Origin of the sequence: Pannonibacter carbonis (assembly GCF_003012935.1) — a bacterium.
Lineage (GTDB): Bacteria > Pseudomonadota > Alphaproteobacteria > Rhizobiales > Stappiaceae > Pannonibacter > Pannonibacter carbonis.
The window spans coordinates 352834-366193 of record NZ_PUDR01000003.1; the positions used below are offsets into that span (position 1 = coordinate 352834).

General features: G+C 63.0%; 13 protein-coding genes. 9 read left to right on the forward strand and 4 right to left on the reverse strand.

Annotation, left to right across the window (positions count from 1 at the left end; all coding sequences use genetic code 11):
• Positions 1 to 198: 198 nt before the first annotated feature.
• The 4 genes from C8348_RS05885 to C8348_RS05900 are packed head-to-tail and all read left to right on the forward strand — an operon-like array spanning position 199 to position 3947.
• Positions 199 to 1935 carry an ArnT family glycosyltransferase gene (locus C8348_RS05885; RefSeq protein WP_208983583.1) on the forward strand — a complete coding sequence of 579 codons (1737 nt, stop codon included), beginning with the start codon at positions 199 to 201 and terminating at the stop codon, positions 1933 to 1935.
• Complete coding sequence (locus C8348_RS05890) at positions 1932 to 2849, forward strand: phosphatase PAP2 family protein (protein ID WP_106752338.1); 918 nt, start codon at positions 1932 to 1934, stop codon at positions 2847 to 2849. Before C8348_RS05885 ends, C8348_RS05890 begins: the two co-directional genes overlap by 4 nt.
• Entirely contained in the window at positions 2846 to 3595 is a 750-nt protein-coding gene (locus tag C8348_RS05895) for a glycosyltransferase family 2 protein (RefSeq protein ID WP_106752339.1), read from the forward strand. Before C8348_RS05890 ends, C8348_RS05895 begins: the two co-directional genes overlap by 4 nt.
• Positions 3596 to 3632: 37 nt before the next feature.
• Positions 3633 to 3947: a lipid-A-disaccharide synthase N-terminal domain-containing protein gene (locus C8348_RS05900; RefSeq protein ID WP_106752340.1), complete on the forward strand. Its 315-nt coding sequence runs from the start codon at positions 3633 to 3635 to the stop codon at positions 3945 to 3947.
• Between the two features lie 272 nt (positions 3948 to 4219).
• Here the strand turns inward: C8348_RS05900 and metC are convergent, their stop codons facing one another.
• Positions 4220 to 5398 carry a cystathionine beta-lyase gene (gene metC, locus C8348_RS05905; RefSeq protein WP_106752341.1) on the reverse strand — a complete coding sequence of 393 codons (1179 nt, stop codon included), beginning with the start codon at positions 5396 to 5398 and terminating at the stop codon, positions 4220 to 4222.
• A gap of 282 nt (positions 5399 to 5680) precedes the next feature.
• Here metC and C8348_RS05910 point away from each other — a divergent pair, with 282 nt between their 5' ends.
• The 5 genes from C8348_RS05910 (at position 5681) to C8348_RS05930 (ending at position 10955) form a co-directional block, all read left to right on the forward strand.
• Complete coding sequence (locus C8348_RS05910; protein ID WP_106752446.1) at positions 5681 to 6697, forward strand: amino acid ABC transporter substrate-binding protein; 1017 nt, start codon at positions 5681 to 5683, stop codon at positions 6695 to 6697.
• Between the two features lie 235 nt (positions 6698 to 6932).
• The gene (locus tag C8348_RS05915) at positions 6933 to 8147 is read left to right on the forward strand and encodes an amino acid ABC transporter permease (protein ID WP_106752342.1); all 1215 of its coding nucleotides are present in this window, start codon (positions 6933 to 6935) and stop codon (positions 8145 to 8147) included.
• A gap of 11 nt (positions 8148 to 8158) precedes the next feature.
• Complete coding sequence (locus C8348_RS05920; RefSeq protein WP_106752447.1) at positions 8159 to 9316, forward strand: amino acid ABC transporter permease; 1158 nt, start codon at positions 8159 to 8161, stop codon at positions 9314 to 9316.
• 102 nt (positions 9317 to 9418) lie between these two features.
• Positions 9419 to 10222 (forward strand): amino acid ABC transporter ATP-binding protein, encoded by an 804-nt coding sequence (locus C8348_RS05925; protein WP_106752343.1) that lies wholly within the window; start codon positions 9419 to 9421, stop codon positions 10220 to 10222.
• A 208-nt stretch (positions 10223 to 10430) separates the two neighbouring features.
• Positions 10431 to 10955, forward strand: coding sequence for an META domain-containing protein (locus C8348_RS05930; RefSeq protein ID WP_208983585.1), 525 nt, complete (start codon positions 10431 to 10433; stop codon positions 10953 to 10955).
• Between the two features lie 39 nt (positions 10956 to 10994).
• Here the strand turns inward: C8348_RS05930 and sseA are convergent, their stop codons facing one another.
• The 3 genes from sseA to C8348_RS05945 all read right to left on the reverse strand — a co-directional run bounded on the left by sseA (position 10995) and on the right by C8348_RS05945 (position 13319).
• Positions 10995 to 11834, reverse strand: coding sequence for a 3-mercaptopyruvate sulfurtransferase (sseA, locus tag C8348_RS05935; protein WP_106752344.1), 840 nt, complete (start codon positions 11832 to 11834; stop codon positions 10995 to 10997).
• Between the two features lie 42 nt (positions 11835 to 11876).
• Positions 11877 to 12590 carry an alanyl-tRNA editing protein gene (locus C8348_RS05940; RefSeq protein ID WP_106752345.1) on the reverse strand — a complete coding sequence of 238 codons (714 nt, stop codon included), beginning with the start codon at positions 12588 to 12590 and terminating at the stop codon, positions 11877 to 11879.
• Between the two features lie 84 nt (positions 12591 to 12674).
• Positions 12675 to 13319 carry a LysE family translocator gene (locus C8348_RS05945; RefSeq protein WP_106752346.1) on the reverse strand — a complete coding sequence of 215 codons (645 nt, stop codon included), beginning with the start codon at positions 13317 to 13319 and terminating at the stop codon, positions 12675 to 12677.
• Between the last annotated feature and the right edge of the window lie 41 nt (positions 13320 to 13360).

The following is a 13360-nucleotide window of genomic DNA, read 5'->3' on the forward strand; positions in this document are numbered from 1 at the left end:
GCGGTGTCGGGCGGCTTTTACCGGTCTTTTGTGCTCTTGCGCCCGGCATTGCATCCGCCACATGGCCCTTCAAGCGGAAGTCTTCCGTTTCCCTTTTCGCTGCACTCCTGTAGGAAGCGCGATTGAATGAGCAGACGCGTCCGGGCCTGGGGAGCCCGCCCGCGTTCATCCCGATGCGTCAGGCAAACCATGAGCAGCATGAGCGACCAGCACAGCCCGGCCGATGGCCCGTCTCCCGTTTCCGCAGCCCCTGCGCCTGTGAAGCGTCCTGTCTGGTTGCGGCTTCTGGGCCACGATCTGATTGCGCCGGCTGTTCTCGTGCTTCTTGCGCTCATCCTGTTCGTGCCCGGACAATGGACGGTGCCGCCGCTCGACAGGGATGAACCCCGTTTCACCCAGGCGTCCAAGCAGATGCTGGAGACCGGCAATTACCTCGACATCCGCCTGCAGGAAGAGCCGCGCTACAAGAAACCCATTGGCATCTATTGGCTCCAGGTGGTTTCGGCCAAGGCGACCGGCTACGGCGCAGAAGCGCCGCTGTGGGTTTACCGTTTGCCGTCCCTGATTGCCGGCCTTGCGGTGGTTCTCCTGACCTACTGGACCGCCCGCGCCTTCGCCGGCCCGCCGGTTGCCTTTGTCGCCGGTCTTCTTGTGGCCCTCGCCCTGATTCTCGGCGTCGAGGCGCGGCTCGGCAAGACGGATGCAACCCTGTTTGCAACGATCGTTCTGGCGCAAGGCGCACTTGCTCGCCTGTTTCTGGCGAACAGTCCCGCACCACGCTGGGGCCTTGCCCTCGTCTTCTGGACCGCGATGGCCGGCGGCGTGCTGGTCAAGGGCCCGGTGATCCTGATGGTGGTCGGCTTGACCGTTGCCGCCCTGATGCTGATGACACGCAGCGCCGCATGGTTTCGTGCCGCCGCGCCGCTGTTTGGCGTGCCCTGGATGCTGCTCTTGATCCTGCCCTGGTTTGTGGCGATCTGGATTGCCACCGAAGGCAGTTTCTTTCAGGAGGCCATCGGCCGCGATCTGCTCGGCAAGGTATCCGAAGGCCAGGAAAGCCACGGCGCGCCGCCGCTGACCCATTTGACGGCAATGCTGGCCGTGTTCTGGCCTCTGCCGGGTTTTCTGCTGCTGGCTGCCCCGCGCATCTGGGCCGAGCGACACAGCCGGCTGACACGTTTCGCCATCGCCTGGTTCCTGCCGTCCTGGATCGTCTTCGAATTGGTGGCGACCAAGCTGCCGCACTACACCATGCCGTTGCTGCCGGCCCTGGCGCTGGTCACCGCAGCGGCGCTGGTGGATGGCGCCGGGGCCACCGCTGGTCGCGCCCTGCGCTGGATATCAGCCGCGCTGGTTGCGCTGTTGCCCGTGGCGGTTCTTGGCGCTGTGATCGCCGGTCCGTTTGCCCTCGGCCTGTGGCCGTCGCCTCCGGGCGTTGTGCTCTGTGCCTTTGCCGCGCTGCTTGGCCTGTGGGCCGCCATCCGTCTTGCGCATGGCGAAGCGCTGGCGGCGTTGCCGCGTGCCGTGGCCGCAATGGTGTTGATGACCGGTGGCGTCTGGGGCTTTTCCGGCCCGGCCCTTGAAACGATATGGGTCAGCCCTCGCCTGGCAGCTGCCATTGCGGAAGTCTCCTCTTGCGAGACGCCGGACGTGGCGTCCAGCGGTTTCAGCGAGCCGAGTTTTGTCTTCCTGCAAGGCACGCAAACCCGGCTCATCCCCGGAGATGCGGCAGCGGGGTTCCTCGCCGAGACGGCTCAGATGCCCAATCCTTGCCGTATTGCCGTGATCGAGAAGCGACAGGAGGAGAGCTTTCTTGCCGCCGCTGCTGCAACCGGACTTGTGCCGGAACTGCGGGGCAGGGTAGAGGGCGTCAACATCAACGGCGGTCGCACCCTCGACCTCGGGCTCTATGTGGCAGGACCAGCAGCACAATGACGGACAAGGATGAGACGGACAGCTCCGGCTGGAAATCCCGGCTTGCGGCGGTCAAGGCGCGGTTTCTCGGCAACTGGCGGCAGGTGCGCTCGATTGTCGCCAACCGCCGCCACCGGGCCGAGCGGCTGCATGATCCGCTGCCGGCCGGCCAGAGGCCGCAGGACATCCTGGCAATCCTGTTGCTGACAGTCGGCATTGCGTTGATTCTGGCTGATATTCCAACCTATCCCTGGCTGCGCTCGCTGCCGCCGGGCTACCGTGATCTCTTCGCCAGCATCACCGATTTCGGCAAGTCGCACTGGATATTGTGGTCGACGGGCCTGTTCTGCCTCGGCTATCTGGCCTTTGCCGACTTTGACCGGCTTTGCGGTCGGGTCCGGCTGACCCTTGCGATGATCTGGACCTATGCAGCCTTTGTTTTCTACAGCGTTGCGCTGACGGGCATTCTGGCACTTGTGTTCAAGTGGATCCTCGGCCGCGCCCGGCCAAAACTCTATGAGGAAGTCGGCCCCGTCGCCTTCGATCCCTTCATCCTGCATGGGGCCTACACCAGCTTTCCCTCCGGCCATTCGACGACCGTGGCGGCTCTGGCGACGGCGCTTGCCCTGATTTTTCCGACCTGGCGCTGGCTGATCATCGTCCTGGCCTTCTGGACCGCCTTCAGCCGCATCATGGTCGGCGCACACTATCCTTCAGACGTCGTCGCCGGCACCTTGCTCGGCATGACGGTGACCCTGTTCTGCGCCCGCTGGATGGCCCGGCGCCGGCTGGGCTTCACCCTGTCCGCCAATGGCAGCATTGTGCCGATCATCAGCCAGCGCTCGGCTCAGACCGGCCTGCGGGCATTGTGGCAGGTCGTGACAGGCCGCCGCTCGGCCCTGCGCCCGGCAGCAGATGCGGAGACCGCCAAATGACCGACACGCCAGATGTCACTGTCGTCGTTCCCGCCAAGGACGAGCGGGACAATCTCCCGATCCTGCTGGACGAGATCGCGGCCGCGCTTGAGGGGCGCCCCTTCGAGGTTCTGGTCATTGACGATGGCTCAAGTGATGGCACAGACCAGGTCCTGGCGGCCTATGCTGCCGCCCATACCTGGCTCCGGCCGCTCCGCCATGCCCGCGCCTGCGGCCAGAGCGCGGCCGTGCGCACCGGCGTTCTCAATGCGCGCGGACGTGTCGTCGCGACGATTGATGGCGACGGGGAGAACAACCCGGCCTACATTCCCGAACTGCTGAAAGCGCTCGAGGACGGCGGACCGGCGGTCGCGCTCGCGGCCGGCCAGCGCATCGGTCGCAAGGCCAGCCGTGCGAAGCGCCTTGCCTCCAGGCTTGCCAATCGCCTGCGCGGCGCGCTGCTTCAGGACAACACCCGTGACAGCGGCTGCGGCCTCAAGGCCCTGCGCCGCGATGTCTTCCTGCAACTGCCCTATTTTGACAGCTGGCACCGGTTCCTGCCGGCGCTGGTCATCCGCGAGGGCTATGGCGTGGTGCATGTCGATGTGCTCGACCGGCAGCGTCGGCATGGCACCTCGAAGTATGGCATCTTCGACCGGGCGCTGATCGGCGCCCTTGATCTCTTTGGTGTCTGGTGGCTGCGCCGCCGGCGCAAGGCCATTCCGGCGGTGTCCGAGATCGCGCCCGCGCCGGACCACAACGCCTGACCGCGTCCTTCAGACGGCTCTTGCCGGGAAACCTGATATGACTGACTTGCTTCAGTGGCTGCACGACGTCTTCGTCAAGCAGATCGATTTATGGGTCATCCTGGGCTTCATCGCCCAGTTCATGTTCTCCATGCGCTTCATCGTGCAGTGGATCGCCTCGGAACGCGTTGGCCGGTCGATCGTGCCGGTTGCCTTCTGGTTCTTTTCCATTGGCGGCGGCTCGTTGCTGCTGGTCTATGCCATCCAGCGCGAGGATCCTGTCTTCATCGCCGGCCAGGCGCTCGGCCTGATCATCTATTTCCGCAATCTCTGGCTGATCTTTAAGGAGAAGCGTCAGGATCCAACGATCTGACAGGCTTTTCCGACATACCCGACCGAGTTTGGGACGGTGTGTTTCAGCCCGCCCAGAGGTTCATGACAAGCCTCGACCTCACCGCGGTCATCCCGGCCAAGCGCAGCGCCGAGCCGGGACCGGAGAGCCGAGGCCTCTATATTTCAATCAGCTAACCCGGGAGAGACCTTGGCTCTCCGGTCCCGAATCTCCGCTTCGCTGCGTCCGCGAGGACTATGAAGGGTTTGTCAGTCGTCTGAGGGCGGGCTGCAGCAGCCCGCCCATACTGCTGCCTATCCTGCCATTGCCGCAAACCCGCGCGACAGATCCGCAATCAGGTCCTCCGGGTCTTCCAGCCCGATGTTGAGGCGAATGCTCTCGCCGCCCGGCAGCGGTGTACCGGCACTGCGAATGCCCGCCAGCTTGACCGGGATCGCAAGGCTCTCGAAACCGCCCCAGGAATAGCCGAGGCCAAACAGACTGAGGCCGTCCAGGAAGGCGCTGGCCTGGGCCCGGGTGACGTCCGGCGCGAAATCAAAGGCGAACAACCCGCTGGCTCCGGAAAAATCCCGGGCCCAGAGCGCATGGCCGGGGTCCTGTCGCAACGCCGGATACCGGATCGCCGCCACCTGCGGCTGGGCCATGAGCCAGTCGATCACCGCCAGTGTCGAGCGGTAGTGCCGTTCCAGCCGCACCGACATGGTCCGCAGGCCGCGCAGCGCCAGATAGACATCGTCGGGGGCGATATGCACGCCCATCGTGCCGTGCAACTCGGTCAGGCCGGGCAGGGCGCGCTCGCTGGCCGCGATGGTGCCGATGGTCACGTCGGAATGGCCGACGATGTATTTCGTTCCTGCCTGGATGGAGAGATCCACCCCATGCGCGATCGGTTTGAAAAAAAGCGGCGTGGCCCATGTGTTGTCCATCAGCACGAAGGCACCAATTTCTTTCGCCGCCGCCGTGATTGCCGGAATATCCTGCATCTCGAACGTCAGCGAGCCAGGCGCCTCGGTATAGATGGCGGCCGTGTTGGGCCGGAACAGCGACCTGATTCCGCCGGCAAGGTCCGGCAAATAGTATTCCACTTCAACGCCATAGCGTGGCAGAACGGTGTCGCAGAAATGCCGCGTCGGGCCATAGACCGTGTCGGCGACCAGAAAATGATCCCCGGCCTTCAAACAGGACAGGCAGGCTATCGCCACTGCATTGAGCCCTGACGTGGCAAGCTTTGCCCCCGAGGCGCCCTCCAGTGCTGTCAGAGCTTCCTCAAGGGCATCTGTTGTCGGATTGCCGCGTCTGGCGTAATTATACTTCTGGGCACCCGGCGCCATATGTGCGGTATCGGGAAACAATACCGTCGAGGCATGCACGACCGGCGGATTGACGAAACCATGAAATGCGTCCGGATGCCGTCCGGCGTGGACAATAATTGTGTCTGGTTTCTGATCAGTTGGTGCCGTTTTCTTGCTCATGTTCACCGTCACAGTTGCGTTTCTGTCCGAAACAGGGGAATCGCCAATGGAAATTTTCCTCAGACCAAACTGCAACCCCTTGACCCGCCCCGTCAAATGCCATCGAATGGCCTTCATTGGATTGGCGTTCAATCATGTCCCCCGCAAGGCAGCCGGAAGTGCTGTCGGGAGGACCGGGACCCGGTTACGGCCGGGGAGGGGGTCCGGAGGCGGGCGTGACGTGGTTGCGGCGGCAAGACCGATGAAAAAATACAGATGGGTAACAATAAAGGCTGCAAATCCATGAAAGCTAATCTCGTTCCGCTTCTGCTCGGCGCCGCGATGGGCGTTGCCGCGACCTCCGCGTCCGCCGGCACCCTTGACGACGTCAAGGCCAAGGGCTTCATCCAGTGTGGTGTGAGCCAGGGCCTGCCGGGCTTCTCCAATCCGGACGCGCAGGGCAACTGGACCGGCCTCGATGTCGACGTCTGCCGTGCCGTTGCAGCTGCCGTGTTTGGCGATGCCAGCAAGGTCAAGTACTCGCCGCTGAACGCCAAGGAGCGCTTCACTGCCCTCCAGTCCGGCGAAATCGACATGCTGTCGCGCAACACCACCTGGACCGCGTCGCGCGACAGCTCGCTCGGCCTGAACTTTGCCGGCGTCACCTACTATGACGGCCAGGGCTTCATGGTTCGCAAGTCGCTCGGCGTTGCCGGCGCTCTCGAACTGTCGGGCGCTTCCGTCTGCACCCAGACCGGCACCACCACCGAGCTGAACGTCGCCGACTACTTCCGCAGCAACAACATGCCGTATGAAATCGTCGCCTTCGAAAAGGCCGATGAAGTGGTCAAGGCCTATGACGCCGGCCGTTGCGACGTGTTCACCACTGACGCTTCGGGCCTCTATGCCGAGCGTCTGAAGCTCACCAACCCGGGTGACCACATCGTCCTGCCGGAAATCATCTCGAAGGAGCCGCTTGGCCCGGTCGTCCGTCATGGCGATGACCAGTGGTTCGACGTCGTCAAGTGGTCGCTGTTTGCGATGGTCAACGCTGAAGAACTGGGCATCACCCAGGCCAATGTCGAAGAGATGAAGGGCTCTGACAACCCGGAAATCAAGCGTCTGCTCGGCGTTGACGGTGCTTTTGGTGAAGGTCTCGGCCTGTCCAACGACTGGGTCGTGAACATCGTCAAGGGCGTTGGCAACTATGGCGAAGCCTTCGACCGTAACGTCGGCCCGGACACTCCGCTGGGCATCGCCCGTGGCCTGAACGCGCTGTGGTCCAAGGGTGGCATCCAGTACGCTCCGCCGGTCCGCTAAGGGCTGCTGACTGGTGAACCGGGCCCATCCGGGTCCGGGTTCCGTCTCGCCGTCCCGGCCGGTCGATAAAACCGGCCGGGACGAGCGTCATAAGGCAGGCCACTAAAACAACAACGGGGCTTGCTTTCAGGGGACAAAGGCCGTTTCCGCGTCGACGGGGAAATGAAACGGCCGGCGGCATGACGGGTGCGGACATCAATCACGCGCCGATGCCGCTTGTGTTTGGCGAGGGTACATGACAATTCGGGATAACGACGGAGCGGCGCCCGAAGCAAGGGTATCGCTGGTCAACGACCCGCGTGCGCGAGGCATTTTCTTCCAGGTGCTGTTGCTGGCGATTATCATTTTCGTCGGCTGGACGATCGTGAACAACACGATCGGCAACCTGCAGCGCCAGAATATTGCTTCCGGCTACGGGTTCCTTGACAGGACTGCCGGCTTTGGCACATCCCAAAGCCTGATCGAATACACGGAATCCTCGACTTACGGCGATGCGCTTGTGGTCGGCTTTCTCAATACGCTGCTTGTCGCCGTCATCGGCATCAGCCTGGCGACACTGCTTGGCTTCGTCATCGGCGTCGCTCGCCTGTCGAAGAACTGGGTGATCGGCAAGCTGGCCTACTGGTATGTGGAGATCCTGCGCAATATTCCGCTGCTGCTGCAGATCTTCTTCTGGTACTTCGCTGTTCTGCGCGCCGTTCCGGACAAGCGCAGCAAGTGGTCGTTGTTCGACACATTCCATCTCAATGTTGCTGGCCTGTGGATGCCGGAACCGATCTATGCCCCGGGCGCCGGCATCGTGGGCTTCGCGCTCATTGGCGCCATCGTCGCGTCGCTGGGGATCGGGCGCTGGTCGCGTCGGCGCCAGGAAGCCACGGGTCAGCAGTTCCCTGTTTTCCTGACCGCGATCGGGCTGATCATCGGCTTGCCCGTGATCGCATTCCTGGCCGCTGGTATGCCCATCACGCTTGAGCATCCAGTCTTTGTCGAGACGGGACCGCTGCTGCGTCAGGGCTTCACGCTTGGCACCGGCATGACGCTGATCCCGGAATTCCTGGCCCTGACCCTAGCGCTGACGATCTACACCTCGGCCTTCATCGCCGAAATCGTCCGCGCCGGAATCCAGGCCGTCAGCCACGGCCAGACCGAGGCAGCGAGTGCGCTGGGGCTTCGTTCATCTCCGACACTGCGTCTCGTCATCGTGCCGCAGGCGATGCGTGTGATCATCCCGCCGCTGACCAGCCAGTATCTCAACCTGACCAAGAACTCCTCGCTGGCTGTTGCCGTCGGGTTCCCTGATCTGGTGTCCATGGGCGGAACGGTGCTGAACCAGACCGGCCAGGCCATTGAGGTCATAGCGGTCTGGATGGCAATCTATCTCTCGCTGAGCCTGATCACGTCGGCTTTCATGAACTGGTACAACCAGAAAATGGCGCTGGTGGAGCGGTAAGGATGATTACAATGGCTCAAAGCTCTGTCTTTCAGATCCGCACCGAGGACGCACCCAAACTGCCGGCTCCGGTTTCCACCTCCGGTGCCGTCGGCTGGATGCGGCAGAACCTGTTCTCCTCGATCGGCAACACGGTCCTCACCCTCATCGGTCTCTATCTGGCCTGGCTGCTGCTGGCGCCGCTGGTGCAGTTCGCGCTCATCGACGCGGTCTGGACCGGTGAAGACCGTCAGGCCTGCCTCGCCCCGGAAGGCTCCGGCGAACATGTGGGCGCCTGCTGGGCGTTCGTGCGGGCCTATTTCCCGCAGTTCATCTATGGCCGCTATCCGGCGGAGGAAGTCTGGCGGGTCAACATCGTCTATGCGCTCTTCGCCTTGCTGCTGATCCCGCTGGCGATACCGAAGGTTCCGTTCAAGCGGTTGAATGCAGCCCTGTTCCTGGTTGTTTTCCCGATTGTCGCCTATTTCCTGCTGACCGGTCTGGTGGTTGGCGGCGAAGTGGTGTTGCCGATCGTAGAAACGCGCATCTGGGGCGGTCTGCTGGTCACCCTGGTGATTGCGGTCACTGGCATCACGGCGTCCCTGCCGCTCGGCATCCTTTTGGCGCTTGGCCGCCGCTCGCAGTTGCCGATCGTCAAGATGTTCTCGGTGATCTTCATCGAGTTCTGGCGCGGCGTGCCGCTGATCACCGTGCTGTTCATGTCCTCGGTGATGCTGCCGCTGTTCCTGCCTGACGGCATGACCTTCGACCGGCTGTTGCGCGTACTGATCGGCGTGACCTTGTTCTCCGCCGCCTACATGGCAGAAGTGGTGCGCGGCGGCCTGCAGGCGATCCCGAAGGGTCAATATGAAGGGGCAATGGCGCTTGGCCTTGGCTTCTGGCAGATGATGCGTCTCATCATCCTGCCACAGGCTCTCAAGATGGTCATTCCGGGCATCGTCAACACCTTCATCGGCCTGTTCAAGGACACGACCCTGGTGCTGATCGTCGGCATGTTCGACCTGCTCGGCCAGATCCAGTCGGCTTTCTCGGATCCAACCTGGGCGACGCCTGTCACCGGACATACAGGCTATCTCTTCGCCTCGATGATCTTCTTCACCTTCTGCTTCGGCATGTCACGCTACTCCATCTACATGGAGAACCTGCTGCATACCGGGCACAAACGTTAGCTTCAGCCAAATGGCCGGCGCGGCCGATCCGCGCCGCCTTTCGCACAGCAGGCGCGGTCTGTCCGCGCCGCCTCTTGAAAAGACGTATTCTGGAGTAAACCCATGACTGAGAACGCAGTCTCCGACACTGAAATCGCGGTCGACCGCAGCAAGATGACCGTTTCCGACACGGATGTGGCGGTCGAGATTGTCGGCATGAACAAGTGGTACGGCGACTTCCACGTCCTGCGTGACATCAATCTGAAGGTGATGCGCGGCGAGCGCATCGTGATCTGCGGCCCCTCGGGCTCCGGCAAGTCGACCATGATCCGCTGCATCAACCGCCTGGAAGAGCACCAGAAGGGCAAGATCGCAGTCGATGGCATCGAACTGACCAACGATCTCAAGAAGATCGACGAGATCCGCCGCGAGGTTGGCATGTGCTTCCAGCACTTCAACCTGTTCCCGCACCTGACGATCCTGGAAAACTGCACGCTGGCCCCGATCTGGGTGCGCAAGATGCCGAAGAAGCAGGCGGAAGAGATCGCCATGCACTATCTGAAGCGCGTGAAGATCCCGGAGCAGGCGCACAAATACCCGGGCCAGTTGTCCGGTGGCCAGCAGCAGCGCGTGGCCATTGCCCGCGCACTTTGCATGAGCCCGAAGATCATGCTGTTCGACGAGCCGACCTCGGCGCTCGACCCGGAAATGATCAAGGAAGTGCTCGACGTGATGGTCAACCTTGCTGAAGAAGGCATGACCATGCTCTGCGTGACCCACGAGATGGGCTTTGCCCGCAAGGTCGCCAACCGCGTCATCTTCATGGATGCCGGCCAGATCGTGGAGCAGAACGAGCCGGAACCGTTCTTCCTCAATCCGCAGCACGAGCGCACCAAGCTGTTCCTCAGCCAGATCCTGCATCACTGACAGGGCGGCCAGCCAAGCATCTTCGAGGCGCGGGAGGAAACTCCCGCGCCTTTTGATGTGTCACAGGCATCGCGTTTTTTTGTCGGCACGAGACGTGGCGGTCTTTCTTTGACCCTATTCACGTAACGTTATCGGCTCCTCTGCTAAGCGTTGCTTCCGTCTGGCGAAGCGAAAGCCCAGGAGGCCCGATTTGAGATCCGCCCACGAAATGAATTTGAGTTCCGTCACCATTTCCGACCCGGCGCTGCCCGCAACTCCTGCGCCCGTCACATGTGCCCGAAGCGTTGCGCGCGACACAGCCCCCGGCGCGCTGGCCCGTTTCGTCGCCATGAGCCTGCCGCTGGCGCTGGCCGTGTTCCTGTTGCTCGGCTTTGCGGCCCGTGCCCAGGATGCCAGCCTGCCAGCGGATCTCGTTGGCAAGTGGCTGGCCGAGGACATCGGTGGCAAGGGCGTCATTGACTATGCCCAGAGCGTTCTGGAAATCGAGGAAGCGGGCACAGTTGCCGGCTCGACCGGCTGCAACACCATGTTCGGCCAGATCCGGCAGGGCGCTGGTGTCCTGAAGATCGGTCCTCTCGCGGTCACCCGCAAGGCTTGCCCGCCGGCCGTGATGGACCAGGAGCGCAAGTTCGTCGATGCCCTCAACGCGGCCACCGACTATCGCAGTGAACGCGGCAAACTGATCCTCCTGGACGCTAAGTCCGAACCGGTCGTTACCCTGACATTGATGTGAGATGCAGCTCCCGGCGGCGAAGTCCCGCCGGGTCCCTGCTCAATCCGTCACGACCTGGGCGTCAGCGAGGGCGCCCCATTCGGACCAGGACCCGTCATAAAGGCTGAGGTCCTTGTGGCCGAGGAGTGTCAACGCCAGCGTCACTGCGGCGGCCGTCACACCGGAGCCGCAAGAGGTTGTCACCGGCTTGTCGAGATCGACACCGGCCTCAGCGAAGACGGTCCGAAGTTCTGCCTCATGCTTCACCGTTCCGTCGCTGTTCAGAAGGCGGCTGATGGGCGTGTTGAAGGCACCCGGCATATGGCCGGAGCGCAGGCCTGCACGCGGCTCGGGAGCCGTTCCGGCAAATCGTTCGGCCGAGCGCGCGTCGACCACCTGGCGCGCGCCGCTGTCGACGATCTGCCGCATGTCCGCAAGGTCGACGACGGCACCGTTGTTCATCCGGGCGGTGAAGTGCCGCTCCGGCCGCCGCACGGCGCCATCCTCGACGGGCCGCCCTTCCGCCTTCCATTTCGGCAATCCGCCATCAAGCACAAAGACCCGCGTGGCGCCCATGGTCTTCAGCATCCACCATCCGCGCGCGGCCGAGAACAGGCCGGCACTGTCATAGACCACCAAGGTCATGCCATCGCCCACGCCAAGCTTGCGCATCATCGACGAAAACACATGCGGTGCCGGCATCATGTGCGGCAACGGATTGGCTGTGTCGCTGATTGCCTCAATGTCGAAGCGTACGGCGCCGGGAATATGCTCGGCGAGATACTCGGCGTTTGCATCGCGGCCCGAGCCTGGCAGATGCAGGCTGGCATCCAGAACCAGCACATCCGGCGCGGACATGTGGGCGGCAAGCCATTCGGTGGAAACGAGCGGGGAGGTCATCGGGAAACTCCAGAGTGGGAAAGGGGCTGATGGGGATGAGGATCAATCGGCGAGATGGATCCGGATCCGCCGGTTCAGCTTCCCCTTCTTTTCCATCTTGGTGATGTCGATGCGGCCAACTTCGCTGGTGCGGCTGACATGGGTGCCGCCGCAGGGCTGCAGGTCGAAGTCCTCGCCGATGCGCACAAGCCGCACCTGACCCGTCCCGCGCGGCGGCGACACGCTCATCGACTTGATGAGGCCAGGATTGGCGTCGAGCTCGGCGTCAGTGATCCACGACGTCGAGATCTCCATGTCACGCGCAACGGCGGCGCGGATCTCCGCCTCGATGGCCTCGCGCTCCGGTGGTTCCGGCATGTCGAGGTCGATCCGGCTTTCCTCTTCGCCGATCTGGCAGCCGGTGATCTTGGTTTTCAGGACAGCGCAGATGATGTGCAGCGCCGTGTGCATGCGCATCAGCCTGTAGCGCCGGGCCCAATCCACATGGGCAACAACCAGCTCACCGGGTTCGGGCATGGGCGAGCCGGGGGCGGGCAGGTGCCTGTGTCCGGTCTTGCCGTCCGCATAGACGGTCGCGGCGATCTCAATGCGGCTGCCGTCAGCGCGCTCCAGATGGCCGGTATCACCAGGCTGGCCGCCGCTGGTGGCGTAGAAGACGCTGCGGTCCAGGACGATGGCGCCGTCGCCGGTGATCTCGATCACGCGGGCCTCGCAACTGCGCAAATAGGCGTCATCGCGGAACAGGGGTTCCGTCATGCTGTGCTCCTCAACTCATGAACCGAAGCGGCGGGGGAGTGACGTTAGCATGGCCAGCCCGAAGCGCAACCGGCCGGGCACGCCTCAGACTGCGGCGCGAGCGGCAAGCAGCTTGACTGCAAAGGTGCCCATGACGCCGGCGAACAGCCAGTCAAAGGCGCGCACCGCGCGGGGAGATCGCTTCAGCGCCCGGGAGATCGCTCCGGCGCTCGCCACCATGCCGATCCCGAACGGCAGCGACAGGATCACGAAATAGAGCCCGAGGAAGAACAGCTTGCCGGTTGCGGCCGGATCGCTCGCGCTGACGAACTGCGGCAAGAACGTTACGAAAAACAGCACGACCTTCGGATTGAGAAGGTTGGTGAGGACTGCCTGGGCAAACAGCTTGCGCAAGGGCACGTGCGGTGCTGTGCCTTCCTCCAGCGACAGGGCCGAACCGTTGCGGATCGCGTCGAACGCGAGCCAGACCAGATAACCTGCACCCAGAACCTTGAGCACCAGGAAGGCGGACGGAGAAGTTGCCAGCAGCACCGAGACGCCAATGGCAGCCAGAACGGTATGAACCACAATGCCGGCGACGGCACCGGCAAAGCACACCCAACCGGCAACGCGGCCATGCACCAGCGTTTTCGACAACTGCAAGGTCATGTCGGGGCCTGGAGTGATGATCAGAACGATGGCGGCCAGCGTGAAACTGGCAAGAACGGCAAAATCGGGCACAAACAACATCGCACGGCGCTCCGGCTGCGACAGGATGGACACAGATATAT